21 protein-coding genes and 1 pseudogene are annotated in these 23,772 nt (G+C 66.6%); 10 read left to right on the plus strand and 12 right to left on the minus strand.

The genetic code is table 11. The annotated features are described in order from the left end of the window. Positions 1–41 precede the first annotated feature (41 nt). From TVNIR_RS07340 to TVNIR_RS07355, 4 genes are all read right to left on the minus strand, one after another. Positions 42–269, minus strand: a complete 228-nt coding sequence (locus tag TVNIR_RS07340; RefSeq protein ID WP_015258361.1) for a hypothetical protein — start codon at positions 267–269, stop codon at positions 42–44. Further along, positions 266–787, minus strand: a complete 522-nt coding sequence (locus tag TVNIR_RS07345; protein WP_006747484.1) for a zeta toxin family protein — start codon at positions 785–787, stop codon at positions 266–268. The genes TVNIR_RS07340 and TVNIR_RS07345 overlap by 4 nt, the downstream gene beginning before the upstream one ends. A 174-nt stretch (positions 788–961) precedes the next feature. Next, positions 962–1,465, minus strand: a complete 504-nt coding sequence (locus tag TVNIR_RS07350; protein ID WP_015258362.1) for a hypothetical protein — start codon at positions 1,463–1,465, stop codon at positions 962–964. A gap of 170 nt (positions 1,466–1,635) precedes the next feature. Beyond that, on the minus strand, positions 1,636–2,079 hold the full coding sequence (locus TVNIR_RS07355) for a FixH family protein (RefSeq protein WP_058933128.1): 444 nt from the start codon (positions 2,077–2,079) through the stop codon (positions 1,636–1,638). Positions 2,080–2,782: 703 nt separating this feature from the next. On the opposite strand from TVNIR_RS07355, the gene TVNIR_RS07360 reads away from it, so the two are divergent. After that, positions 2,783–3,562: a TVP38/TMEM64 family protein gene (locus tag TVNIR_RS07360; protein ID WP_083499399.1), complete on the plus strand. Its 780-nt coding sequence runs from the start codon at positions 2,783–2,785 to the stop codon at positions 3,560–3,562. A 95-nt stretch (positions 3,563–3,657) separates the two neighbouring features. Beyond that, positions 3,658–5,121, plus strand: a complete 1,464-nt coding sequence (cls, locus tag TVNIR_RS07365) for a cardiolipin synthase (RefSeq protein ID WP_015258365.1) — start codon at positions 3,658–3,660, stop codon at positions 5,119–5,121. A 91-nt stretch (positions 5,122–5,212) separates the two neighbouring features. Here cls and TVNIR_RS07370 read toward each other — a convergent pair whose 3' ends face one another. Together TVNIR_RS07370 and purB are read right to left on the minus strand one after the other, a co-directional pair. After that, positions 5,213–6,400, minus strand: coding sequence for a cupin domain-containing protein (locus tag TVNIR_RS07370; protein ID WP_043739492.1), 1,188 nt, complete (start codon positions 6,398–6,400; stop codon positions 5,213–5,215). A 4-nt stretch (positions 6,401–6,404) separates the two neighbouring features. Beyond that, positions 6,405–7,781 (minus strand): adenylosuccinate lyase, encoded by a 1,377-nt coding sequence (gene purB, locus TVNIR_RS07375; RefSeq protein ID WP_015258367.1) that lies wholly within the window; start codon positions 7,779–7,781, stop codon positions 6,405–6,407. Between the two features lie 173 nt (positions 7,782–7,954). Between purB and TVNIR_RS07380 the strand changes: the two genes are divergently transcribed. After that, positions 7,955–9,334 carry a class II fumarate hydratase gene (locus TVNIR_RS07380; RefSeq protein WP_015258368.1) on the plus strand — a complete coding sequence of 460 codons (1,380 nt, stop codon included), beginning with the start codon at positions 7,955–7,957 and terminating at the stop codon, positions 9,332–9,334. A gap of 131 nt (positions 9,335–9,465) precedes the next feature. Here TVNIR_RS07380 and TVNIR_RS07385 read toward each other — a convergent pair. The 5 genes and pseudogenes from TVNIR_RS07385 to TVNIR_RS07405 all read right to left on the minus strand — a co-directional run. After that, positions 9,466–10,482 (minus strand): annotated as a pseudogene (locus TVNIR_RS07385) (efflux RND transporter permease subunit); the annotation flags it as partial. A gap of 136 nt (positions 10,483–10,618) precedes the next feature. After that, on the minus strand, positions 10,619–13,369 hold the full coding sequence (gene acnA, locus TVNIR_RS07390) for an aconitate hydratase AcnA (RefSeq protein WP_015258369.1): 2,751 nt from the start codon (positions 13,367–13,369) through the stop codon (positions 10,619–10,621). Between the two features lie 16 nt (positions 13,370–13,385). Then, positions 13,386–14,015: a high frequency lysogenization protein HflD gene (gene hflD / locus TVNIR_RS07395; protein ID WP_015258370.1), complete on the minus strand. Its 630-nt coding sequence runs from the start codon at positions 14,013–14,015 to the stop codon at positions 13,386–13,388. 38 nt (positions 14,016–14,053) lie between these two features. Continuing rightward, the gene (gene mnmA, locus TVNIR_RS07400) at positions 14,054–15,169 is read right to left on the minus strand and encodes a tRNA 2-thiouridine(34) synthase MnmA (RefSeq protein WP_015258371.1); all 1,116 of its coding nucleotides are present in this window, start codon (positions 15,167–15,169) and stop codon (positions 14,054–14,056) included. A gap of 58 nt (positions 15,170–15,227) precedes the next feature. Further along, entirely contained in the window at positions 15,228–15,680 is a 453-nt protein-coding gene (locus TVNIR_RS07405; RefSeq protein WP_015258372.1) for an NUDIX domain-containing protein, read from the minus strand. 132 nt (positions 15,681–15,812) lie between these two features. Between TVNIR_RS07405 and icd the strand changes: the two genes are divergently transcribed. The 3 genes from icd to clpA all read left to right on the plus strand — a co-directional run bounded on the left by icd (position 15,813) and on the right by clpA (position 19,814). Then, positions 15,813–17,096, plus strand: a complete 1,284-nt coding sequence (icd, locus tag TVNIR_RS07410; RefSeq protein ID WP_015258373.1) for an NADP-dependent isocitrate dehydrogenase — start codon at positions 15,813–15,815, stop codon at positions 17,094–17,096. Between the two features lie 106 nt (positions 17,097–17,202). After that, complete coding sequence (gene clpS / locus TVNIR_RS07415; RefSeq protein ID WP_015258374.1) at positions 17,203–17,526, plus strand: ATP-dependent Clp protease adapter ClpS; 324 nt, start codon at positions 17,203–17,205, stop codon at positions 17,524–17,526. 5 nt (positions 17,527–17,531) lie between these two features. Continuing rightward, positions 17,532–19,814 (plus strand): ATP-dependent Clp protease ATP-binding subunit ClpA, encoded by a 2,283-nt coding sequence (gene clpA / locus TVNIR_RS07420; RefSeq protein WP_015258375.1) that lies wholly within the window; start codon positions 17,532–17,534, stop codon positions 19,812–19,814. A gap of 27 nt (positions 19,815–19,841) precedes the next feature. Here clpA and infA read toward each other — a convergent pair whose 3' ends face one another. Beyond that, complete coding sequence (gene infA, locus TVNIR_RS07425; protein WP_015258376.1) at positions 19,842–20,060, minus strand: translation initiation factor IF-1; 219 nt, start codon at positions 20,058–20,060, stop codon at positions 19,842–19,844. Between the two features lie 237 nt (positions 20,061–20,297). Between infA and fabD the strand changes: the two genes are divergently transcribed. The 4 genes from fabD to fabF all read left to right on the plus strand — a co-directional run bounded on the left by fabD (position 20,298) and on the right by fabF (position 23,765). After that, positions 20,298–21,239, plus strand: coding sequence for an ACP S-malonyltransferase (gene fabD / locus TVNIR_RS07430; protein WP_043739496.1), 942 nt, complete (start codon positions 20,298–20,300; stop codon positions 21,237–21,239). A 50-nt stretch (positions 21,240–21,289) separates the two neighbouring features. Further along, complete coding sequence (gene fabG, locus TVNIR_RS07435; RefSeq protein WP_015258378.1) at positions 21,290–22,027, plus strand: 3-oxoacyl-ACP reductase FabG; 738 nt, start codon at positions 21,290–21,292, stop codon at positions 22,025–22,027. A gap of 158 nt (positions 22,028–22,185) precedes the next feature. Next, positions 22,186–22,425, plus strand: coding sequence for an acyl carrier protein (gene acpP, locus TVNIR_RS07440; RefSeq protein ID WP_006747506.1), 240 nt, complete (start codon positions 22,186–22,188; stop codon positions 22,423–22,425). A 119-nt stretch (positions 22,426–22,544) separates the two neighbouring features. Further along, on the plus strand, positions 22,545–23,765 hold the full coding sequence (gene fabF, locus TVNIR_RS07445) for a beta-ketoacyl-ACP synthase II (RefSeq protein WP_043739498.1): 1,221 nt from the start codon (positions 22,545–22,547) through the stop codon (positions 23,763–23,765). Positions 23,766–23,772: the final 7 nt, after the last annotated feature.

Consider the following 23,772-nt stretch of genomic DNA (forward strand, 5'->3'; position numbering starts at 1 on the left):
GCGCCACCTTCATGAACGATAGGTCTTGGGCGAGACTCCGGTTATCGCGGTTTCCCATACGGCGGCGCATCGGGATCCTGGATTTTGCTCTCGGCCGGAGCCTCTGGGGTGGGATGGATGTGTTCGAGTACACCATTGCGCACCACGACGATCGCCGTGCCGGTTCGTGCGGCGAGCTCCCGTGCGCGCCGCGCCGCGCGTAGCAAGGCCGCGTGCGAGTTGCGAAGGTCAGCGTTGGTCGCGGTCTCGATCGGTTTGGAATTGTTCATCGTTCGCTCCAGTCCAGCAGTTGCGGCAACTCGCCGGAGTTGTCGTACAGCACCCAGGCGTCAACCGCGGATGAGTAGCGGCGGGTGAAATTCTCCAGTCCAGCATCGAAGCGTCGGCGAATCACGGTTTCGGGGACATCGTGTCCGCCCTGTTTGACGCGCTGCGCCACGCGTGCGACCGCCTCGTCGGCGCTGGCCAGGCGCAGGAAGATCAGTTCGACCCGGTAGCCCGCTGTCTGCCACTGCCGGATGTGGCGCAGATAGCCCTTGCCCGACAGTGTGGTTTCGAAGGCGAAGCTCTGTCCGGTGTCGAAGTGCCGGTTCAGTTCGCGCAGCATCAGTCTGCCGGCTTGCATGGCGGCGATCTCCGGTTCGAACGGAGAAAGCCCGGCGGCGATCAGGTCGGCATTGACGAAGATCGGACAGTCCGCCTCGTTCGGGAGAAACTCCCGCGCGAATGTGGTCTTGCCCGCCCCGTTCGGCCCGGCGATGATGATGACCTTGCGCTCCCGACTCACCCCTATATCTCCAGCGCATCAGGGATCGGTTTGTACAGAGATGCCTTCGCGGGCCGCACGCCCCCCAATCCGGCGGGCAGCATTGGCCACCTTACCACGGCTGCGAATGGAATCTTGTCCTCGGAGCTGCGACCGGCTGTGCTGCCGCTGCATTTTCTGCCGAGGTAGGCGGTATTAATCTGGATCTTCCCGCGCAAGACTCAGGTATCTCTGCCCCAGGATCTGGCGGCGCGCGATCCATACCACCAGCGGCGGCAGAATCAGCCACTGCAACAATGGCGCGAGGCCGGTGCCCAACAGCGGGATCGTCGGCATCCGTTCCGCGTACTGCCAACGGTCGACGAGGACGGTGGCATGCCATTCCAGTGCAACCGTGATGACCACCCCCACCGCGATGAATCCCGCGATGGCGGCCTTGGCCGGTGCGAGGATCCAGTGTCTGTCCCGATATACCAGGGTCACCACCCAGAATGCGGCGAGCGTGATGACCGCGTCACCCAAGGCCGCACGGGCACAGAACCGGACAGCGTCCCAGTGCGCCATCTCCGGCATGTCGGCAAACAGGGGTACCTGGAGAAACTCCCAGACGAAGTGCAACAGGAAGGCAATGACTGCAACGCTGGTCGCGCTCGAATCGAGCCATCGCCTGAACCAGAAAGGGTTTCGATGCTGCGTCATGTCATCCCTCCAGGTGAACAGCTACTGTAGGTGGTCGTGGATGCCTCGCCTGCGGTCCCAGGGAAGCCTTTCGCCACCGCTTGTGTTCGCGGCCGGACAGGTGCGGGATCAGACAAACGGCAAGGCCTTCTGCGGTCGGCGTCGGCCCCGCTGGCCAAGGGGGCAGCTGTCTACTGAGGGACATTGAAGTCGAATAGGCCGGTGCCCTCGAGCAACTCGACATGCAGGCGCCAAAGGCCGGCCATGGGGAGCCGGGATTGCGCGAGATAAGATCCGGCTCCCGCTTGCGCCGCAGTCGGGCGCAGCACCTGCATCGCGTGTTCAGGCATGTCCAGGGCAAGCTGTAGAGGCCGCGCGGCCGGCACGGGCTCCCTACCTGCCTCGGTCACGTTGATGGCAATCCGGGCCTGGCGCCCGGCATCGATCGTGATCTGCCCCCTGACATCCCAGGAGCCAACCGTTCCGGCGAACGCATGGCCGCCCTGTTCCAGGCCCGGTGCCGGCGCGATCGGTGCCATCGCGTTGAGCCGGGTCTGGTCGGGTATCAGGAAGGGCACGACGAAAAGGGCGCCCACAAGGAGCAGGAACCCTGCGCCGACACCGAGCGCAAGCATTCGAACACCCCGGGAAGGGCCCGCACTCGGAGTCGGTTCCGGCGTTTGGGTGGGTGAGTCGAATTCAGTCTTCATCGTCTGGCCCTCGGCAAGGAGAGTCAAAGGCATGGCCCGCAGGCATACGCTCCGCCCGATCGCTCGGTGCAAACGGGGCTCTCCGCGCGGCGTCCGTTGCAACCGGATTGCTCGCTGCAGGATCTCGTGCGAGTACCGGCGGCCACGTTCATCCCCGGTACGTGCTGCGGAGCGAGCGGGTACCCCGGTCGTTCCGCGGTTCTCGAAGTCGGCGCCACCATGTTCGCGGCCCGAACGCAGGGGAGGATTTCCGGCCAAGACATTCTGCCATCCGGAACAGGGGCTGGCCGGTAAATTACAAAGATGTAACCCCGCGCTCAGCCCGACGTAATCATCGGCGGTGCACCATGCGATATCGGATGATTGCGGAAGCTCCGCGGGACCCTCGGAATTGCCTTCCGTCGCAGGAAACGGGCCTCTCGCCGAGCGGACGCTCGAACATCCATCGGCCAGAGTCTGGGCGCCCGCACCCGTGCCCCTGGAAACACCAGGAATCTCAGCACCGGTGGAGTTTTCGGGATAATCTGGGTGGCGCCTTGCCTCGGAACGGCCTCCCTGTACACGAGCCGGGCGACGTGCGGGCGACCCCTTTGTCCGACCTCGAGCCCGACACCAACCCGGATTTCCGATGCCCAGTAGCAAGACCCTCCGGCCCCCGCGGTCCGACAACGGTGGAATCGCGGTGCGCCCCTCCGGCGGGCAACCACACGCGCCCGCTTCAAGGGTCCGGTGGTGGTGGCTGGCCGTGGTGGGTCTGGCGCTGCTGGCCGGCGCCGGAGCCGTCGCACAGTTCGGTCCTTGGCTGCTCGGTTGGACGGCCGATTCCCAGGCAGCCCTGCGGCTCTGGGTGGAGGTCTGGCCGCTCGCCGCTGCGGTGACCTACGTGCTGGTGGTGACCGTGGGCAAGGTGACGCCGTTCCCGGGCGGCTTCCTGCTGATGTTCAGCGGCGGCTTCCTGTTCGGCCCGGGGCTCGGTTCGGTGTTGAGTGCGCTGGGCTCGGCGTTCAGCGCGGTGATGATCGCGGCCCTGGGGCGCCGGCTCTTCCAGGAACCGATTCACCGGCGCTGGGGCGCGCGGCTCGCCTCCGTGACACCGGGCGTGACCGCGAACGGGTTCCATTTCATTCTCGCCGCCCGGCTGTTCCCGCTGGTGCCGGCCTGGGCTGTGAACATCGTGCCGGTGATCTTTCCCATCCCGCTCAACCGGGTCCTCCTCGCGACTTTCCTCGGTTTGCTGCCGCTGTCCTTCGTGGTGGCGACGCTGGGGCACCAGGTATCCAGCATCGCAGCGGCGGGCGAGTTCGCGCTGAGCGACGTGTTGACCCCGCAACTGCTGCTGGCCCTGGCCACGCTGGCGGCCCTGGCCCTGCTGGCCCCGCTGCTGCGGGCCCGACGCGCGCGGAGTTGAATCCGGCCGGTCAAGCGCGCCTGCGCAAGACCGCGTTGGCGTGCCCTGGACTAGAATCCCCAAGTGCACGCGCAGCGAAACGAACGGATGGGCCGATGAGCCGGCGCCCTGAAATGGCTGGTGCCGCTCGGCCTCGGCGCGGTCGGGTGCTGGCGCTGTTCCTGTTGCTGGCCCACCTGCTGGGCTTCGCGTCGTCGATCGATGCGCTGATGTCCACACGAACCCCGCAGGGGGCCGTCGCCTGGATCGTTTCGCTGAACGCGGTGCCGTATCTCGCGGTGCCCGCGTACTGGGTGTTCGGCCGCAACAAGTTCCAGGGTTACGTGATCGCACGCCGCGACGTGGATTCGGCACTGGCGCTGGCCATGGCGCCGAAGACCGAGGAACTTCGGGCCCACCGGTTCCATCCGGACGAGCCGGACAAGCATCTGCATGGCGTCGAACGGCTGGCGAAGTGGCCGATGCTCAGTGGCAACGACGTCGAACTGCTGGTAGATGGCGAGGCGGCCTTCAACAGCATCTTCGAGGGGATCGACGCGGCCGAGCGCTACCTGCTCGTGCAGTTTTACATCGTGCGGGCGGATTCGGTGGGGCACGAGCTGCAGCGGCGGCTGATCGAGCGGGCGCAGGCCGGGGTCGAGGTGTACTTCCTCTACGACGAGATCGGCAGCTATCGGCTGCCGGCTTCCTATCTGCAGGCGCTGCGCGACGCGGGCGTGCACGTCCATTGGTTCCATTCGACGCGCGGGCGGGGCAACCGTTTCCAGCTGAACTTCCGCAACCACCGCAAGATCGTCGTCGCCGATGGCGAGCGCGGGTGGGTCGGCGGGCTCAACGTCGGCGACGAGTACCTGGGACGGGATGCGCGCACCGGTCCCTGGCGCGACACCCACCTGCGTGTCGAGGGACCGGCGGCGCTGGCGCTGCAGTGGGTGTTCATCGAGGACTGGTACTGGGCGAAGGAGGAAATCCCGGACCTGCCCTGGGAGCCGGTGCGGCCGTCGGGGCATGGGGTGCCGGTCCTGATCCTGCCCTCCGGACCGGCCGACCGTTTCGAAACCGCCAGCCTGATGATGCAGCAGGCGATTCACGCGGCACGGGAGCGGATCTGGATCGCGAGCCCGTACTTCGTTCCCGACGAAGGTGTGCTCGGCATGTTGAAGCTGGCCGTGCTGAGCGGTGTCGATGTGCGGATCCTGATACCCGAGCGGCCCGACAACCGACTGACGTATTACGCCGCCTACGCGTTCATCGGCCCTTTGCTCGACGCCGGTGTACGGGTCTACCGCTACCAGGCCGGGTTCCTGCATGGAAAATCGTTCGTCGTCGATGACGCCGGCGGCGCGGTCGGCACGGTGAACCTGGACAACCGGTCGTTCCGTCTGAACTTCGAGGTCACCGCGCTGGTGATGGACCGCGATTTCGCGGGCGAACTGGAGGCAATGTTTGTCGCCGACTTCGCGCGTTCCCGGGAGATGACCCGCGCCGATATCGACTCCCAGCCGCTCTGGCACCGCGTCGCGTCCCGGGCTGCCTACCTCCTGGCTCCGGTGCTCTAGCACGGTGCCTGCTGCGGAATGAACAGGGGCACACGGTGCGCGGCGATCCCTGCTGGTGGTCGACTTTCCTGTTGACGCCACGCGACCTTCGTCACCTAGCCTCGCCGGTGTCCGCAGGCTCGTCAGGCTCGATCTGTCCCGCGGCCAGCAGGTCGCGGAACACCGGAACGAGGCCCGGCAGGCGGGTGGCCCATTGCTCGGGGACCACGGTGTCGGCCTGGCAGAGCGATTCCGCCTCGTTGAGCGAAAGACCCGGAGCGGGAACGGCGTGTCCTGCGAGGAACAATGTAGGGCCGTCGGGTCCGTCGATCCAGTAGCGGCGCAGCGAGGGGTCGAAGCGGTAGGCGATCTTCGGATCCCATCGGGGTGGCTCGCTCGCGGCATCGTCCGCCGTTTCCGGATCGGTGTCGCAGGTTTGCGGGCGCGTCAGGAACTCGCCGAAGAAGCGGTGCAGCGCGTCGGGTTCGGTGCGCAGCCGGGCCAACAGGCCATCGCGCAGCGCGGCGAGGTCGTCGGCGCCGAGTTCGTGGGCATGGCGGGAGGGCTTGCGTGCGGAGTCGGTGACGAGTTCGGGGCCGACACTGTCCAGGCGGTCTTCGAGGAAGGCGCCGACGAGATCCCGCCAGGCCGGGGCGCGAAAGCCGATCGACCAGGTCATGCAGTCGTCGTCCAGCGCCATGCCCAGGTGCGGGATGCCCGGCGGCAGGTAGAGCATGTCGCCCGGTTCCAGCACCCATTCGGTGGTGGGGGTGAAGCTGCGCAGGATCGCGAGCGGCAGATCCGGCAGGCAGATCGGGGACTTCGGCGGCGGCTCCTGGATCTGCCAGCGGCGCCGGCCCTGTGCCTGGAACAGGAACACATCGTACGCGTCGATGTGCGGGCCGACCGAGCCGTCCTGAACCGCGTAGGAGATCATCAGGTCGTCGCGGCGCCAGCGCGGGATGAAATCGAAGCGCTGCAGCCACTCGGGCCCCGGAGGCCAGTACTGCTCCACTTCCGAGACGAGCAGGGTCCAGGCGGTTTCGGGCAGGTTTGCGAAGCGTTCGGGGCGGAACGGCCCGTACTCTACCTGCCAGTCGCGCCGGTCGGGATAGCCGATCACCAGTCGCGAGCGCACGTCCTCCTCGCAGGCCAAGCCGGCGAGGTCTTCGGCGTCGATCGGGTTCACGAACCCGGGGATGGCCTGGCGGATCAGCAGTGGGCACTGCTGCCAGTAGTCCCGCAGAAAGGCCTCCGGGGTCAGGCCTCCAAGCAGCGTCTCCGTGTCCACCGCGGCCACCGGATCAGCGTTCGGGCAGGCGCTCGGCGAGTTCCCGGGCGAGCCCGACGTACCCGGCGGGGGTCAGTGCGCGTAGCCGCTCGCGGGCCTCGGGCGGGATTTCCAGCCCGTCGATGAAGGCGGCGAGCCGCTCGGCAGACACCCGCTGCCCGCGGGTGAGTTCTTTCAGCTTCTCGTATGGCGACTCGATGCCATACCGGCGCATCACCGTCTGCACAGCTTCGGCCACGACTTCCCAGTTCGCGTCGAGGTCCGCTTGCATCCGTTCCGGATCGGCCTCGAGTTTGCCGAGGCCGCGGCGGAACGACCTGTAGGCGATCAGCGACCAGGCGAATGCGACGCCGATGTTGCGCAGCACCGTCGAGTCGGTCAGGTCGCGCTGGAAGCGCGAGACCGGCAGCTTGCCGGCCAGGTGGTCGAACAACGCATTCGCGAGCCCGAGGTTGCCTTCGGCGTTCTCGAAGTCGATCGGGTTCACCTTGTGCGGCATGGTCGACGAGCCCACTTCGCCGGCGACGACCCGCTGGCGGAAATAGCCGGCCGAGATGTAACCCCAGATATCGCGGCTGGCGTCGATCAGTACCGTGTTCAGGCGCATCAGGCAGTGAAACAGTTCGGCGAGATAATCGTGCGGTTCGATCTGCGTGGTGTAGGGGTTGGGTTCCAGGCCCAGATCCTTGATCACGCGCGTCGCCAGCGCCGGCCAGTCGACCTCGGGATAGGCGACCAGGTGCGCGTTGTAGTTGCCGACCGCGCCGTTGATCTTGCCGAGCACCGGCAGTGACTCGATCTGGCGAAGCTGGCGCTGCAGGCGGGTGACCACGTTCGCGAGTTCCTTGCCCATCGTGGTCGGCGAGGCGGGCTGGCCGTGGGTGCGCGACAGCAGCGGCTGCGCCGCCAGCGCCTGCGCGAGCCCGGTGAGCGGCTCGACCAGTTCGGCGATCGCGGGCAGCAGTACCCCGTCGCGTGCCTCGCGCACCATCAGCGCATAGGCGAGGTTGTTGATGTCCTCCGACGTGCAGGCGAAATGCACGAACTCGATCTGCGCCGCGAGCGCCGGATTCTGGGTCATCCGCTCCTTGATGAAGTACTCGATCGCCTTTACGTCGTGGTTCGTGGTGGCCTCGATCGCCTTTACGCGCTCGGCATCGGCCGTTGCGAACTCGGCAGCGATGCGGGCCAGGAAATCGGTGGCATCCGGGGTCAGGTCCGGAACCTCGGGGATCCCCGGTTCCGCGGCGAGGGCTCTCAGCCAGGCGATCTCCACTCGCACCCGCGCCTGCATCAGCGCCTGTTCGCTGAAATGCGCGCGCAGCGGTTCGGTATGGCGGGCGTAGCGGCCGTCGATCGGACCGACTGCGGTGAGCGGGGACAGGGACATGGAGGCTCCCGGGCTTGGCGTTCAGGGCGAGCGATTATAGTACAGCCGGCGTTCGGGCCGTGCCGGGGGAGGGGGTTGCTGCCAGCACCTGGCGCAGATGGGACCCGTCCATCCGAAGCGGGCCTTCGACGCGCGGGCTAGAATGGCGGGCTTGACCCTGCCGGAGAGGAACGATGTCGTCACCCACCGAAACGCGTATCGAACAGGACAGTCTGGGGCCGGTGCGGATCCACGCGGATGCGCTCTGGGGTGCGCAGACGCAGCGCGCGGTCGACAACTTCCGGATTGCCAGGCGGCCGCTGCCCGCGCCGTTCATCCGCGCGCTCGCCCAGATCAAGGCGGCCTGCGCCGAGGTGAATCTGGAACTGGCCCTGCTCGCGCCGGAACAGGTGGAGGCGATCGTCAACGCAGCCGATGCGGTCGCATTGGGTCAGCACCCGGACGCATTCCCGGTGGACGTGTACCAGACCGGCTCCGGTACCAGCACCAACATGAACATGAACGAGGTGATCAGTCACCTCGCGGCCGCAGCCGGTACTCCGGTGCACCCCAACGACCACGTGAACCGGGGGCAGAGTTCGAACGACGTGATCCCGACCGCGATCCACGTCGCGGCGGCGCTGGAGATCGAGGACCGTCTGCGTCCGGCTCTGCGGCATCTGATCGCGACGATCGCGAAGCGCGAGCGCGAACTCGCCAGCGTGGTGAAGACCGGCCGCACGCACCTGATGGACGCGATGCCGCTGCGCATGGAGCAGGAGCTGTCCGGTTGGCGCACACAGCTCGAGCTGGCCGAGACCCGGGTGCAGGATGCTGAGCGGCGGCTGTGCCGGCTGGCGATCGGCGCCACTGCGGTCGGTACCGGTATCAATGCGCCCGAGCATTTCGGGGAGAAGGTCGCCAAGCGTCTCGCCCAGCGCCTGGAACTGCCGTTCGTACGCCAGCCGAACGGTTTTGCCGCGCTGTCGAGCCAGGACACTGCGGCCGAGCTTTCCGGCCAGTTGCGGGGGCTCGCCACCACGCTGCTGAAGATCGCGAACGACCTGCGCTGGATGAACTCCGGGCCGCTGGCCGGGCTCGGCGAGATCGCGTTGCCCGCGCTGCAACCGGGCAGTTCGATCATGCCCGGCAAGGTCAACCCGGTGATTCCCGAGGCGGTGATGATGGCCTGCGTGCAGGTGACCGGCCTGGATTCGGCGGTCAGCCTGGCCGCGCAGTCCGGCAATTTCCAGTTGAACGTGATGTTGCCGCTGATCGCCGACAACCTGCTCACGCAGATCCAGTTGCTCGCAGACGCGATGGAGCATCTCGCGGACCGGGCGATCGCGGGATTCACCGTGAATCGCGAACGCCTCGAACAGGCGCTGGCGCGCAACCCGATCCTGGTGACCGCACTGAACGCGGAGATCGGCTACGAGGCCGGGGCGCGCATCGCGAAAAAGGCCTATGCCACCGGACGGCCGATTCTGGACGTCGCCGCCGAAGAAACCGGTATCGGCCGGGATCGGCTCGCGGAGCTGCTGGATCCCGCACAGCTGACAGGGCCGCGCTGACCGAGTCCGCCTCCGTGCATTCGTTTGCGGGAGATGGGCAGGGGCGGGGCTTTGCTCCCCTTTCCCGCAAGCGGGAGAGGGGGCGGGGGTGAGGATGGGTGCAGTGTGGCGGGGCCGTGCACTTTTTCTTCCCCCGTGACCCACAGTGCGATCATCGCGCCCAGAACCGCGACGACGACCGAGAGCAGGACGGCTGCAGGCATCGACCAGCTTTCGTACAGGGCTACGAGGAACAGGTAGGCGAACAGCACCGCCAGCGCGAGCACGATCACCGTCTGCCCTCCGGCCTCCTTCTCCTGCAGCGAGGTGCCGGTCCATTCGAAGCCGAACCCTGTCGGCAGGGTTTCGTCCGAGAGCGTTTCCATCGCGGCCAGCGCGTCTCCGGAACTGCGTCCGGGGGCCGGGGTTCCGCTGATGCTCACGCTGCGGTAGTTGTTGTAGCGTTGCAGCAATTGCGGCCCCAGGATCAACTCGGGCTCCGCAAGCGCGCGCAGCGAAACCATCTCGCCCTGGTCGTTGCGGACGTGGATTCGAAACACGTCGTCAAACTGTGCGCGGTCCACCTCGTCGCCCTGCACATTGACCTGCCAGACCCGGCCGAAACGGTTGAAGTCGTTCACGTAGGCACCGCCCAGCGTCGTCTGGAGCGCGGCAAAGATGTCGCCGATCTGCACGCCCAGGGCCTGCGCCTTGTCGCGGTCGATGTCCAGGAACACCTGCGGGTTGTCGGTCGCCCAGGTCGAGTACACCGCGTGCAGGTCCGGGTGCTGGTTGGCCGCGAACACCAGGCCGCGCATCGCCGCGGCCAGTTCGTCGGGTGAGCGCCCGAGCAGATCCTGGAGCTGATAGTCGAACCCGCCGCCGGTACCGAGGCCGACGATCGGCGGCAGGTTGAACGGCATCACCCGGGCCTCGGGGATCGCGTTCGCATCGGCCGCCAGTCGCGCGATCGCCGCGTCCACTCCCAGGTCCGCGGTCCTGCGCTCCTCGAACGGCTTCAGGCGGCCGATCAGGAACGCGCTGTTGGGTTGCACCGCGCCATCCAGGATGCTGAAGCCGGTGACGGACAGCACATCCTGCACTGCGGGGTCGGCGCCCGCAATCTGCTCGACCTGCTGCACGACCTCCAGCGTACGGTTGACCGAGGCCGTTCTCCTGGCACGCGGGTAGCGCGTCCTGCCGCCAGGCCGGCTCGGGCCACGCTCGGGCCTGCCCGAAGGGGAACGAGCAGCCCCGTGCCGCGGCACGGGCCGAACCGCCCGTGCACGGCGACGACCGGCGGGATCAGTCTGCGAGTTGGCGCAGGACGTAGTGGAGGATCCCACCGTGGCGGAAGTAGTCGATCTCCTGCGGGGTATCGATCCGGACGCGGGCCTGGAAGCGGAGTTCGGAACCGTCGTCGCGCTGCGCGCGAACCGTGACCTCGGAGGCACGGCCCTCGTCGAGCCCTTCGATGCTGTAGCTCTCGCGGCCGGTCAGGCCGAGCGAGGTCGCATTCTCGCCGGGGAGGAACTGCAGCGGCAGTACGCCCATCCCGATCAGGTTCGAGCGGTGGATCCGCTCAAAGCTCTCGACGATCACCGCCTTGACTCCGAGCAGCATCGTGCCCTTGGCCGCCCAGTCGCGCGAGGAACCGGTGCCGTACTCCTTGCCGGCGATCACGATCAGCGGCACGTTCTCCTGCTGGTAGCGAATCGCTGCGTCGTAGATCGGCATCTGCTCGCCGCCGGGCAGGTGCAGCGTGACCCCGCCCTCGGTGCCAGGGGCGAGCAGGTTGCGCAGGCGAACGTTGGCGAAGGTGCCGCGCATCATCACCTCGTGGTTGCCGCGCCGGGATCCGTAGGAATTGAAATCGGCGGGCTTAACCCCCTGACTGGCGAGGTACTTCCCGGCGGGGCTGTCGGGCCGGATCGAACCGGCCGGGGAGATGTGATCGGTGGTCACCGAGTCGCTGAGCAGCGCGAGCACGCGGGCGCCGCGGATTTCGGTCAACGGGGCGGGTTCCATCGTCATGTTGGCAAAGTACGGCGGATTGCGGACGTAGGTCGAGTCCTCCTGCCACTCGAAGCGATCGCCCTCGGGCGCCGTCAGGCGCATCCAGCGGTCCTCGCCGCGGTAAACGTCGTCGTACGTCTGGGTGAAGCTCTTCGCGGTAACGCTCGCCGCAACCACGGCCTGGATCTCCGCGTTGGTCGGCCAGATGTCGTTCAGGTAGACCGGCCGGCCCTCGGCATCCTGGCCGATCGGATCCTCCGTCAGGTTGGTCGCCATCGTGCCGGCCAGCGCATAGGCGACGACGAGGGGCGGCGAGGCGAGAAAGTTCATCCGCACCTCGGAATGGATGCGCCCCTCGAAGTTGCGGTTGCCCGAGAGCACCGAACTGACGATCAGGTCGTCTTTCAGTACCGCCGCGCTGATCGGCTCCGGCAGCGGGCCCGAGTTGCCGATGCAGGTGGTGCAGCCATAGCCGACGATATGGAAGCCCAGTCCTTCGAGGTCGTCGAGCAACCCCGCCTGCTGCAGGTACTCGGTCACCACCTTGGAGCCCGGTGCCAGCGACGTCTTGACCCAGGGCTTGACCTTCAGCCCGCGTTCACGCGCCTTGCGGGCCACCAGCCCGGCGCCGAGCATCACCGACGGGTTCGAGGTGTTGGTACAGGAGGTGATGGCCGCGATCACGATGTCGCCGTGGTCGAGAACGAATTCGTCGCCGTTCAACGTGACGCTGGTGCGCCGCGGCGGGGCTTCGGCCTGGTGTTCCACGCCGACGGCGGTATGGCCGCCTTCAGCCTCGAAGCGCTCCGCGTCAGCAGATTCCGAGAACTTGCTGTCGCGTTCCTTGAGCATGGTGTCGATGAACTCGTCGACGCGTTTGCCGGCCTCGCCCAGGCGCACGCGGTCCTGCGGACGGCGCGGGCCGGCGAGGCTGGGTTCGACCGTGCCGAGGTCGAGCTCGAGTACGTCGGTATAGCGTGCGTCGGGCGCGTCATCCTCGCGCCAAAGGCCCTGCGTGCGGGCATAGGCCTCGATGAAGTCGACGTGCCCGGGATCGCGCCCGGTCAGGCGCAGGTACTCAAGGGTTTCGTCGTCGATCGGGAAAATGCCGCATGTGGCGCCGTACTCCGGTGCCATGTTCGCGATGGTGGCCCGGTCTGCGAGCGGAAGCTCAGCCAGCCCGTCGCCGAAGAACTCGACGAACTTGCCGACCACGCCGTGCCGGCGCAGCATTTCGACGATCACCAGCACGAGGTCGGTCGCGGTTGCACCTTCCGACAGCCGCCCGGTCAGCCGAAAGCCGACCACCTGCGGGATCAGCATCGAGATCGGCTGGCCGAGCATCGCGGCCTCGGCTTCGATCCCGCCGACGCCCCAGCCGAGGACGCCGAGGCCGTTGACCATGGTCGTGTGCGAGTCGGTCCCGACCAGCGTGTCCGGGTACGCGCGACAACGCCCGTCGGCCGCTTCGTCGACGAACACGGTGCGCGCGAGGAATTCAAGGTTGACCTGATGCACGATCCCGGTATCGGGCGGCACCACCTTGAAGGTCGAAAACGCCTGTTGCCCCCACTTCAGAAAGCTGTAGCGCTCACGGTTGCGCGAGTATTCGAGTTCCGCGTTCAGGTTCAGCGCGTTGACGTTGCCGTAGGCGTCCACCTGCACCGAGTGGTCGATGACGAGCTCGGCTGGCTGCATCGGGTTGATCTTCGCGGGATCCCCCCCGAGCGCCTCCATCGCGTCGCGCATCGCGGCGAGGTCGACCACCGCGGGCACCCCGGTGAAGTCTTGCAGCAGCACCCGCGCCGGGCGAAACGCGATCTCCTGCGCCGGTTCGGCCTGCGGATCCCAATCCAGCAATGCCTCGATATCGGTGTGACGCACGGTGCGGCCGTCCTCGAAGCGCAGCAGGTTCTCGAGCAGGATCTTCAACGAGTAGGGCAGGCTCGTCGCGCGGGGATCGTCGGTGATCGGGACGATGTCGCACTCGCGGCCGCCGGCCTTCAGGGTTCGGGTGAAGTGGTCGGTAGATGCAGTCATGAGGCGGGTTCCGTATTCAGGTGTTGAGTCGGTGCAGCAGGTCACGGGCCTCGGAGATCAGCCGGTTGCGGCCGAACAGCAGCTTCCAGCGGGAGCCTCCGGCCTGACGCCAGAGGACCGCGGCGCGGATGCCCGCGAGCAGGGTCGCACGGATGCGTGCGGCGACACCCGGGTTGGAGAGGTGGGTCTGCTCGCCCTGCACGATGATCCGGGGTCCAAGCGAGGAGATGGTTTCCTGGTAGACCTCGGCGAGCCGCGCGATCACGCTTTCGTGGGCCAGGTTAAAGTATTCCACTTGGCGTTCCGCGCCCTGCAGCCCATCGCCGAGTGCCTGGAGCATCTCGGGCCGGGCCTGCAGCTTGCGTTCCAGGAAGATCAGGCCGATCGCATAGCGGGTGATCTCCATGTCCGGCGGCTTGCCGCCGGATTTCAGCTGGACCTCGATGCGTTCGAGCCCGGTGCGCAGGTTGGCCTCGCCGCGATAGATCGCGGCGGGGGTTTCTGCGTCGAAGGCGAACAGGCTGCCGACGAGCACCTCGAATTCGTGCTCGTCGCAGTACCCGCGCCAGGCGAGATCCTTGACCACGGAGGCGGCCTGGAAGATCGCCGCCAGTGCCAGGGCTCGATTGTAGTCGCTGCGCTCCAAGGGTGACCGTTTTCGCTTTGCGTGGAATCCGGGCGCTACTATACCGGATCCGGGCTGCCGGACTCGCTGCAGGCCGCTCTGATCACGGCCCCGCCGAGACATTCCCGGTCGCGGTAGAACACGATCGACTGCCCCGGCGTGACCGCCCGCTGCGGGGTTTCGAACCGCACCTGCAGCTCGTTCGCGTCGATCCGGGTGATCCGGGCCGCCTGCAGCGGCTGGCGGTGCCGGATGCGTGCGCTCAGCGGCGCGCCCACGGCGGGTGTCCCGAGGATCCAGTGGGGATCCACCGCGCTCAGGCCGGTGCTCAGCAGTAGCGGGTGGTCGGCGCCTTGCGCAACGATCAGGCGGTTGCCCGCGGTGTCCTTCCCGACCACGTACCACGGCGCATCGCCGGCGCCTTCGACGCCGCCGATGCCCAGCCCCTGGCGCTGGCCCAGGGTGAAGTACATCAGGCCGGGGTGCTGCCCGAGCACCCGGCCTTCCGGGGTACAGATCTCGCCCGGTGCTGCCCTCAGGTAGCGCGACAGGAAGTCGCGGAACCGCTTCTCCCCGATGAAGCAGATACCGGTGCTGTCCTTGCGCGAATGGTTTGGCAGTCCCAGCGCGCGTGCCTGGGCGCGGACGTCGGACTTCAGCCACTCCCCCAGCGGAAACAGCGCAGCGTGCAGCTGCTCCTGGTCCAGCCCGTACAGGAAATAGGTCTGGTCCTTGCCTTCGTCCTCCGCGCGCAGCAGGCGGCTGCCGTGCCCCGTGTGCTGCACCGCCGCATAGTGGCCGGTGGCTACGTGCTCTGCACCCAGGCGCCGGGCGTGATCGAGCAGGGCCGGAAACTTGATCTCGCGGTTGCAGAGGATGTCGGGGTTTGGCGTGCGCCCGGCCTCGTATTCGTCGAGAAAACGCGCGAACACCCGGTGCCAGTAGTCGGCCGCGTAGTTCGCCTTGTGCAGCGGGATTTCCAGAATCCCGGCGACCTCGCGCGCCATGTCCATGTCGGCCTCGGCCGCGCAGTACCCCGGCTCGTCGTCTTCCTCCCAGTTCTTCATGAACAGGCCCTCGACGACGTACCCGGCGTGCAGCAGTCGCGCTGCGGCCAACGCCGAGTCCACCCCACCGGACAGCCCGACGATGACCTTGCCGCGTCGCGAGTTCATGCGTCGTCCCCGGCACGGGCCTTTGCATCCCGGCGCGAGGGGTTGCGGAAGGGCGGCATCACGGTGCCCGAAACAGGGTGCCGACGGTGTCCAGCGGGAGCCGTACGCCTTGTGTGAACCTTTCCAGCGAACGCTGGACCAGGGGGCTGCGCAATGGCCATTCTCGGACCTGGTCCGGAGTCAGCCAGTGTGTCGCGAGGATGGCCGGATCGCGGGCCGCAGTGTCGGGCAGTGGGCCGGTACGCCCGGTAAAGGCGACCCGGAGCGTCACCGCCCCGGTGGGGAGGGCCAGCAGGTCGCAGCCGAGCCAGGCCTCGGGCAGGAAGTCCAGGCCGGTCTCCTCGCGGACCTCACGGATCACCGCGGTGCGCAGATCCTCTCCCTCCTCGAGGTGCCCAGCCGGCTGGTTCAGCACATTCCGTCCGCCGTCGGCCTCCTCGACGAAGAGGAACCGGCCGGCATCCGCGATCACCGCCGCGACGGTGACGTGGCAGCGCAGACGTTCGGTCATGAAACGTTCCGGATCCGGTAGGGCGGCATCATCCTGCACATGATAACGCGGGCAGGCCACCCCTGCCGTGAAGGGGATCGAGGTTCTAGTATAATCGCCTCCGACTCACCCCTTCCGAGCACTGGAGCTGCCATGGCCTACGAACACATCAAGATTCCCGCCGGCGCCGAGCCGATTTCCGTCGATGCCCATGGCGTACTGCAGGTTCCGGATCAGCCGATTGTCCCGTTCATCGAGGGCGACGGCATCGGGGTCGATATCACCCCGGTGATGCAGCGTGTCGTCGACGCGGCGGTCGAGAAGGCCTACGGCGGCAAGCGCAGGATCGCCTGGATGGAAGTGTATGCCGGGGAGAAGGCCAACGCCGTCTACGGCGCGAACACCTGGCTGCCGGCAGAGACGCTGGACGTGGTGCGCGACTACGTGGTCTCGATCAAGGGGCCTCTGACCACGCCGGTCGGCGGCGGTATCCGCTCGCTGAACGTGGCCCTGCGTCAGCAGTTGGATCTCTATGTCTGCCTGCGTCCGGTTCGCTACTATCCGGGTACGCCGAGCCCTGTGAAGGAGCCGGAGAAGACCGACATGGTGATCTTCCGGGAGAACTCGGAGGACATCTACGCCGGAATCGAATACGAGTCGGGTACGGCAGAGGCGCGCAAGATCATCGACTTCCTGCAGAACGAGATGGGGGTGACCAAGATCCGCTTCCCCGATACCGCGGGCATCGGGATCAAGCCGGTCTCCAGCGAGGGCACGAAGCGCCTGGTACGCAAGGCGATCCAGTATGCGATCGACAACGACCGCCGGTCAGTCACCCTGGTGCACAAAGGCAACATCATGAAGTTCACCGAGGGCGCGTTCAAGAACTGGGGCTACGAACTGGCACGCGAGGAGTTCGGGGCCGAGGAGATCGACGGCGGCCCCTGGTGCAGCCTGCGGAATCCGAAGACGGGATCCGAGATCATCGTCAAGGACGTGATCGCCGACGCGTTCCTGCAGCAGATCCTGCTGCGCCCCGACGAGTACGACGTGATCGCCACGCTGAACCTCAATGGCGACTATATTTCCGACGCGCTCGCGGCGCAGGTGGGCGGCATCGGCATCGCGCCGGGTGCGAACCTGTCCGACACCGTCGCGATGTTCGAGGCCACGCACGGGACCGCCCCGAAATACGCGGGCCAGGACAAGGTGAACCCCGGTTCGCTGATCCTGTCTGCGGAGATGATGCTGCGGCACATGGGCTGGACCGAGGCCGCCGACGGGATCGTACGCGGGATGGGCGGGGCGATCAGCGCCCGGGAGGTCACCTACGACTTCGCGCGCCTGATTCCCGGGGTCGAACCCGTGTCCTGCTCCGGCTTCGGCGCCGCGGTGATCGCGCGGATGGGTCCCGAGGATACATCCACTGGCCAGTAGTTCACGGAAGGGGGATAGAGTTTGCGGTCTATTTGTCTATGTCGAGTGACTCACCGAAGATGCAGTAGCGGCACCGAGGGGATGCCGGCGGGAAGCTGAAGCGACCATGACGGATCCAAAACACAGAACCGGCGTCGACGAGTCGATCGCCGTCGACGAATCCCGGCCGGAACTCAAGCCGCCCCGGAGATTCAAGGTCGTGCTGATCAACGATGACTACACGCCGATGGAGTTCGTGGTCGAAGTACTGGAGACGTTCTTCGCCATGGACCGGGAGAGGGCAACGCGGGTGATGCTGCACGTGCATACCCGCGGCAAGGGCGTCTGCGGGATCTTCAGCCGCGATGTCGCGGAGACCAAAGTCGCGCAGGTCAACGACTACGCTCGCCACCACCAGCACCCACTGCTATGTTCGATGGAGGAGGCCTGACCCCGATGCTCGACCGCGAACTCGAATTCAGTCTGAACATGGTCTTCAAGGACGCCCGGGAGAAGCGGCACGAGTTCGTGACCGTGGAACATCTCCTGCTGGCGCTGATCTCGAATCCCAGCGCCGCCACGGTGTTGCGTGCCTGTGGCGCCGACCTCGAACGGATCCGGGGTGAGCTGGAGACCTGGCTCGACGCCAACACCCCCCGGATACCGCCGCGGGACGGGCGCGAAACCCAGCCCACCCTGGGGTTCCAGCGCGTGCTCCAACGCGCGGTGTTTCACGTCCAGTCCAGCGGCCGCAAGGAAGTCAGCGGAGCGAATGTGCTCGTGGCGCTGTTCGGCGAACAGGATTCGCATGCGCTGCACCTGCTCGCACGCCAGGACATCCAGCGGCTGGACGTCGTCAATTTTCTCTCGCACGGGATTTCGAAGGTGCCCGACGAGGATGGTGGCCAGATCCAGCCCGGCAGTACGGAAGGTGGCGGCGGAGCCTCGGGTAACGGTTCGGAGGAGGGCGAGGAGAAGCAGAATGCGCTGACCCTCTACGCAACGAACCTGAATGCAAAGGCGGCCAAGGACGAGATCGATCCGCTGATCGGCCGGGAGCACGAAATCGAGCGCACCATCCAGATTCTCTGCCGGCGGCGCAAGAACAACCCGCTGCTGGTGGGCGAGGCCGGCGTCGGCAAGACCGCGATCGCCGAGGGTCTCGCGCGCCGGATTGTCGACCACGAGGTTCCCGACGCGATCTCGAAGGCCACCGTGTATTCGCTGGACCTTGGCGCGCTGGTGGCCGGCACCAAGTACCGGGGCGATTTCGAGAAGCGCCTGAAAGGCGTGCTGGCCCAACTCAAGCGACAACCCGGCGCGGTGCTGTTCATCGACGAAATCCACACGATCATCGGCGCCGGTGCCGCCTCGGGTGGCGTGATGGACGCGTCCAACCTGATCAAACCGATGCTGGCCAGCGGCGAGCTGAAATGTATCGGCTCGACCACGTACAACGAGTACCGCGGCATCTTTGAAAAGGACCGGGCACTGGCGCGGCGCTTCCAGAAGATCGACGTGCCCGAACCGTCGGTCGAGGAGACCTTCCAGATCCTGTCCGGCCTGAAGTCCCGCTTCGAGACGCACCACAACGTGCGGTTCACCCGCCCGGCGCTGCGGGCGGCGGCTGAACTCGCCGACCGCTACATTACTGACCGCTTCCTGCCCGACAAGGCGATTGACCTGATCGACGAGGCCGGCGCCAGCCGGCAGCTCCAGCCGTCGAGTCAGCGGCGCAAAACCATCGGTGTCCATGATATCGAGGCGATCGTCGCGAAGATCGCGCGCATCCCGCCGAAATCGGTTTCCAGCAGCGATGTGGAGATCCTGCGCAACCTCGAGCGCGACCTGAAGATGGTGGTATTCGGTCAGGATCCCGCGATCGACAGCCTGAGCACCGCGATCAAGATGGCGCGCTCGGGACTGGCGGACCAGGACAAGCCGATCGGCTCGTTCCTGTTCACCGGCCCGACCGGGGTCGGGAAGACCGAGGTCACGGTACAGCTGGCACGGATTCTGGGCATCGAACTGGTGCGCTTCGACATGTCCGAGTACATGGAACGGCACACCGTATCGCGTCTGATCGGGGCACCGCCGGGCTATGTCGGCTACGACGAGGGCGGTCTGCTGACCGACGCGATCCTGAAGCATCCGCACGCGGTGTTGCTGCTGGACGAGATCGAGAAGGCCCACCCGGATGTATTCAACCTGCTGCTGCAGGTGATGGATCACGGCACGCTGACCGACACCAACGGTCGCAAGGTCGACTTCCGCAACGTGATCGTGGTGATGACCAGCAACGTCGGCGCGGAAATGGCAAGCCGCCCGTCGATGGGCTTCACGCAGCAGGACCACTCGACCGACGCGATGGAGGTGCTGAAGCGGACCTTCAGCCCCGAGTTCCGCAACCGCCTGGATGCGGTCATCCAGTTCGCGGCGCTCGACGAGGCCACCATTCTCGGGGTGGTCGACAAGTTCCTGGTACAGCTGCAGGCTCAGCTTGACGAGAAGAAGGTAGTGCTGACAGTCGCGCCCGAAGGTCGGGCATGGCTGGCCGAGCACGGCTACGACGCGAAGATGGGTGCCCGCCCGATGGCGCGTACCCTCCAGGAGCACATCAAGAAACCACTGGCCGAGGAGATCCTATTCGGGCGGCTGTCGAAGGGTGGCGGGGAAGTCGTCGTGCGGCTGGGCGATGCCGGCCTTGAACTCGAGATCCGGGAGCCTGCCGTCAGCTGACGCGGCTGCGCGCGGGGCTCCGCCCGCTTACTTGTTGCGGTAGACGATGCGACCCTTGGTGAGATCGTAGGGGGTCATCTGCACGATGACCTTGTCGCCGCGCAGGATGCGGATGTAGTGCTTGCGCATCTTGCCGGAGATATGGGCGGTGATCACATGCCCGTTCTCGAGTTCCACGCGGAACATCGTGTTGGGCAAGGTTTCGACCACGGTTCCCTCGAGTTCGATCTCGTCTTCCTTCGCCATGCAAGTCCTCTCTGATGTAATCCGGGATGCGACATTATGCGGATGCGCGCCCGGAACTCAAGAGAACCGGCGATCGCTGGCCCAAACGCGTGGCAGCAAGGCAGCGTCACCGGCACGCGCGTGCCGCAGGTCGGCGCCTCCCGTGCACGCCGGGTGCGGTCCCTCTGCCAAGGGTTTGCCGCCCCGGATTTGATGGGCATACACTACGCCCACCTTGAGCGGCGTCGCAGGTCAGCAATGGATACGCAGTGGGCAGTGGTGTTCCCGGGTCAGGGGTCGCAGTCGGTCGGCATGCTCGACGAACTGGGCCGGACATGGCCCGTAGTCCGCGATACCTTTCGCGAGGCATCCGATGCGCTAGGGGCCGATCTCTGGGACCTGACCCAGAACGGCCCGGCCGAACAGCTGAACCGCACCGAGAACACGCAACCCGCGATGCTCGCCGCCGGCGTTGCGGCCTGGCGTGTTCTCACGACCGAGGTTCCGGACATGCCGGCGCTGGCTGCCGGGCACAGCCTGGGAGAGTACAGCGCGCTGGTGGCGGCGGATGCGCTGGATTTCCCGGACGCGGTCAGGCTGGTGCGCGAGAGGGCGCTGGCGATGCAGGACGCGGTCGTGGAGGGTGCCGGCGCGATGGCGGCGATCCTCGGAATGGACGACGATGCGGTTCAGGCCTTGTGCGACGCGCAGGCCGGTGGCGAGGTGCTCGAGCCGGTCAATTTCAACTCGCCCGGGCAGGTTGTGATCGCAGGTACCGCCGCGGCGGTCGATCGCGCGCTGGCGGCCGCGTCCTCCACGGGCGCCCGCAAGGCCGTGCGTCTGCCGGTTTCGGTCCCTTCGCATTGTGCGCTGATGCGCCCGGCAGCGGAACGCCTGCGCAGTGCGCTGCAGAGCGTCGATTTGCGCATGCCGCGTATTCCCGTGCTGCACAATGTCAGCGCCGCTCCGGTGGACAGCGTGGAGGCGCTGCGCGAGATTCTGGCGGAACAGCTCTATCGACCGGTACGGTGGGTCGAGACCGTGCAAGCGATGCGCGCCAGGGGAGTGCAGACGCTGGTCGAAGCTGGCCCGGGGCGGGTGCTGACAGGACTGGCGAAGCGTATCGACCGCGACCTCGCGCTACTGGAGATCAGCAACGCCGAGAGCCTGGCCAAGAGCGTGGCGGCCCTGCAGGCCTGACCGGCCCGATCGCGTTCCATCACACGAGCATCGAGCAGAGAAAACGAGCGATGACCGACAGGAAAGGGGCGGCCCTGATCACCGGCGCGAGTCGCGGGATCGGAGCCGCGATTGCAAGGCGCTTGGCCGAGGACGGCTGGCTGGTGATCGGCACCGCGACGTCGGCGCCCGGCGCCGACAGGATCTCCGCGGCGCTGGCCGACGTCGGCGGACGCGGTCTGGTGATGGACGTTATCGACGCCGCGTCGGTGCAGGCGGCGCTGAACGACATCCAGGCGCGGGAAGGCACGATCGAGGTGTTGGTGAACAACGCCGGCATCACCCGCGACAACCTGCTGATGCGCATGAAGGACGAAGAGTGGGACAGCATCATCGACACCAACCTCACTGCGGCGGTGCGCCTGACCCAGAAGGTGCTGAAGCCAATGATGAAGGCCCGGAACGGCCGCATCATCCTGATCGGTTCGGTGGTCGGATCGAGCGGGAACGCCGGGCAGACGAACTATGCCGCTGCAAAGGCAGGGCTGGCGGGATTCGCCCGGGCGCTGGCCCGCGAGGTCGGCAGCCGCAACATCACCGTGAATACGGTGGCTCCGGGGTTCATCGACACCGACATGACGCGCGAACTCGGTGACGAGACCCGGGCGAAACTGCTCGAGGGAATCCCACTCGGGCGTCTGGGCGCCCCCGAGGAGATCGCGGCCGCGGTCGCTTTTCTCGCATCCCGGGATGCGGGGTATATTACCGGCGAGACGCTGCATGTGAACGGCGGCATGTTCATGCATTGACCACAGTGGTTCCCGGAACCGCAGGCCGCCGCTGACGCGGCCCGGTACCGGGTGGATCGTGCCCCGGCGCAGGCTGCACTGTACTGGATCGCACGGGGGGTTTTCACTAGAATGGCGCTCGAAAATTGACCGCCATACACCCAAAGGGGATGTCGTAGATGAGCAGCATTGAAGAACGCGTCAAGAAGATCGTGGTTGAGCAATTGGGCGCCAAGGAAGAGGACGTTACGGATTCCGCCTCTTTCGTCGAGGATCTGGGTGCCGACTCGCTCGACACCGTGGAGCTGGTGATGGCGCTCGAGGAGGAGTTCGAGACGGAAATCCCGGACGAACAGGCCGAGAAGATCACGACCGTGCAGCAGGCGATCGACTACATCAAGGCGCACATGAAGGACTGATCGAGGCCGGGTGCCGGCTTTTCCGATGGATACCGAAGCATGGGCCGCTCGCGAAGCCTCGGGGTGGCCCTTGTTTCATTCAGTTCTGAGGGAGAATTCAATTGGCTAAGCGTCGTGTCGTGGTTACAGGTCTCGGGATCGTCTCCCCGGTGGGTTCCACTGTGGAAACGGCCTGGGCAAATATCGTCGCCGGCAAGAGCGGGATCACGCCGATTGATGTCTTCGACGCCTCGGAAATGCCGGTCCGGATCTCCGGAGCGGTACGGGACTTCAATGCCGACGATTACGTGCCCACGAAGGACCAGAAGAAAATGGACACCTTCGTGCTCTACGGTCTCGCCGCGGGCCTGCAGGCGCTGGAGGACTCGGGCCTGGACGTGACCGACGCGAACGCCGATCGCATCGGGGTCGCGATCGGATCCGGCATCGGCGGTCTGCCGTACATCGAGCGCTCCTACGGGGCCTACCTGAAGGGGGGGGCGCGAAAGATCTCCCCGTTCTTCGTGCCCAGCGCGATCATCAACATGGTTGCGGGGAACCTGTCGATCATGCGGGGCCTGAAAGGGCCGAACATCTCCATCGTCTCGGCCTGCGCCACCGGCACCCACAACATCGGGGATGCGGCACGGATGATCGCCTATGGCGACGTCGACGCGATGCTGGCCGGCGGCGCCGAGATGGCCACCACTCCGCTGGGAATCGGCGGCTTCGCCGCTGCCCGCGCGCTGTCGACCCGCAACGATGATCCGGCGCGTGCCTCGCGCCCGTGGGACCGCGATCGCGACGGGTTCGTGCTCAGCGACGGGGCCGGCGTGCTGATGCTGGAAGAGTACGAACACGCCAGGGCGCGCGGTGCGCGTATCTACTGTGAACTCGCAGGCTTCGCCTGGAACTCCGATGCCTACCACATGACGCAGCCGTCCCAGGGGGGGGAAGGTGCGGCCGACTGCATGCTGAAGGCGTTGCAGGACGCCGGCATGAACGCGGACGAGGTCGGATACATCAATGCCCACGGAACCTCGACGCCGGCCGGCGATCTGGCGGAGACCCTCGCGGTGAAACGCGCGCTGGGCGACCACGCGCAGCGGGTGCTGGTGAACTCCACCAAGTCGATGACCGGCCACCTGCTGGGCGCTGCGGGCGGCATCGAGGCATTGTTCTGCGCGCTGGCGCTGCATCAGAAAGTGTCGCCCCCGACCATCAACCTGGACCATCCCGGCGAGGGCTGCGACCTCGACTACGTGGCCCATGAGGCCCGGGACATGGATGCGCGGGTCGCGCTGTCGAACTCCTTCGGCTTCGGCGGGACGAACGGCACCCTGGTGTTCCGCACCCTGTAGCCGGGTC

It is taken from the genome of Thioalkalivibrio nitratireducens DSM 14787 (assembly GCF_000321415.2).
Lineage (GTDB): Bacteria > Pseudomonadota > Gammaproteobacteria > Ectothiorhodospirales > Ectothiorhodospiraceae > Thioalkalivibrio > Thioalkalivibrio nitratireducens.

Coding starts and splice junctions, on each gene's coding strand:
- TVNIR_RS07350 (WP_015258362.1), bottom strand. CDS start 1,465: ATGACGCAGCATCGAAACCCTTTCTGGTTCAGGCGATGGCTCGATTCG.
- TVNIR_RS07380 (WP_015258368.1), top strand. CDS start 7,955: ATGTCGTCACCCACCGAAACGCGTATCGAACAGGACAGTCTGGGGCCG.
- acnA (WP_015258369.1), bottom strand. CDS start 13,369: ATGACTGCATCTACCGACCACTTCACCCGAACCCTGAAGGCCGGCGGC.
- clpA (WP_015258375.1), top strand. CDS start 17,532: ATGCTCGACCGCGAACTCGAATTCAGTCTGAACATGGTCTTCAAGGAC.
- fabG (WP_015258378.1), top strand. CDS start 21,290: ATGACCGACAGGAAAGGGGCGGCCCTGATCACCGGCGCGAGTCGCGGG.
- cls (WP_015258365.1), top strand. CDS start 3,658: ATGAGCCGGCGCCCTGAAATGGCTGGTGCCGCTCGGCCTCGGCGCGGT.
- icd (WP_015258373.1), top strand. CDS start 15,813: ATGGCCTACGAACACATCAAGATTCCCGCCGGCGCCGAGCCGATTTCC.
- infA (WP_015258376.1), bottom strand. CDS start 20,060: ATGGCGAAGGAAGACGAGATCGAACTCGAGGGAACCGTGGTCGAAACC.
- TVNIR_RS07355 (WP_058933128.1), bottom strand. CDS start 2,079: ATGCTTGCGCTCGGTGTCGGCGCAGGGTTCCTGCTCCTTGTGGGCGCC.
- fabD (WP_043739496.1), top strand. CDS start 20,298: ATGGATACGCAGTGGGCAGTGGTGTTCCCGGGTCAGGGGTCGCAGTCG.
- acpP (WP_006747506.1), top strand. CDS start 22,186: ATGAGCAGCATTGAAGAACGCGTCAAGAAGATCGTGGTTGAGCAATTG.
- mnmA (WP_015258371.1), bottom strand. CDS start 15,169: ATGAACTCGCGACGCGGCAAGGTCATCGTCGGGCTGTCCGGTGGGGTG.
- clpS (WP_015258374.1), top strand. CDS start 17,203: ATGACGGATCCAAAACACAGAACCGGCGTCGACGAGTCGATCGCCGTC.
- TVNIR_RS07360 (WP_083499399.1), top strand. CDS start 2,783: ATGCCCAGTAGCAAGACCCTCCGGCCCCCGCGGTCCGACAACGGTGGA.
- purB (WP_015258367.1), bottom strand. CDS start 7,781: ATGTCCCTGTCCCCGCTCACCGCAGTCGGTCCGATCGACGGCCGCTAC.
- TVNIR_RS07405 (WP_015258372.1), bottom strand. CDS start 15,680: ATGACCGAACGTCTGCGCTGCCACGTCACCGTCGCGGCGGTGATCGCG.
- TVNIR_RS07340 (WP_015258361.1), bottom strand. CDS start 269: ATGAACAATTCCAAACCGATCGAGACCGCGACCAACGCTGACCTTCGC.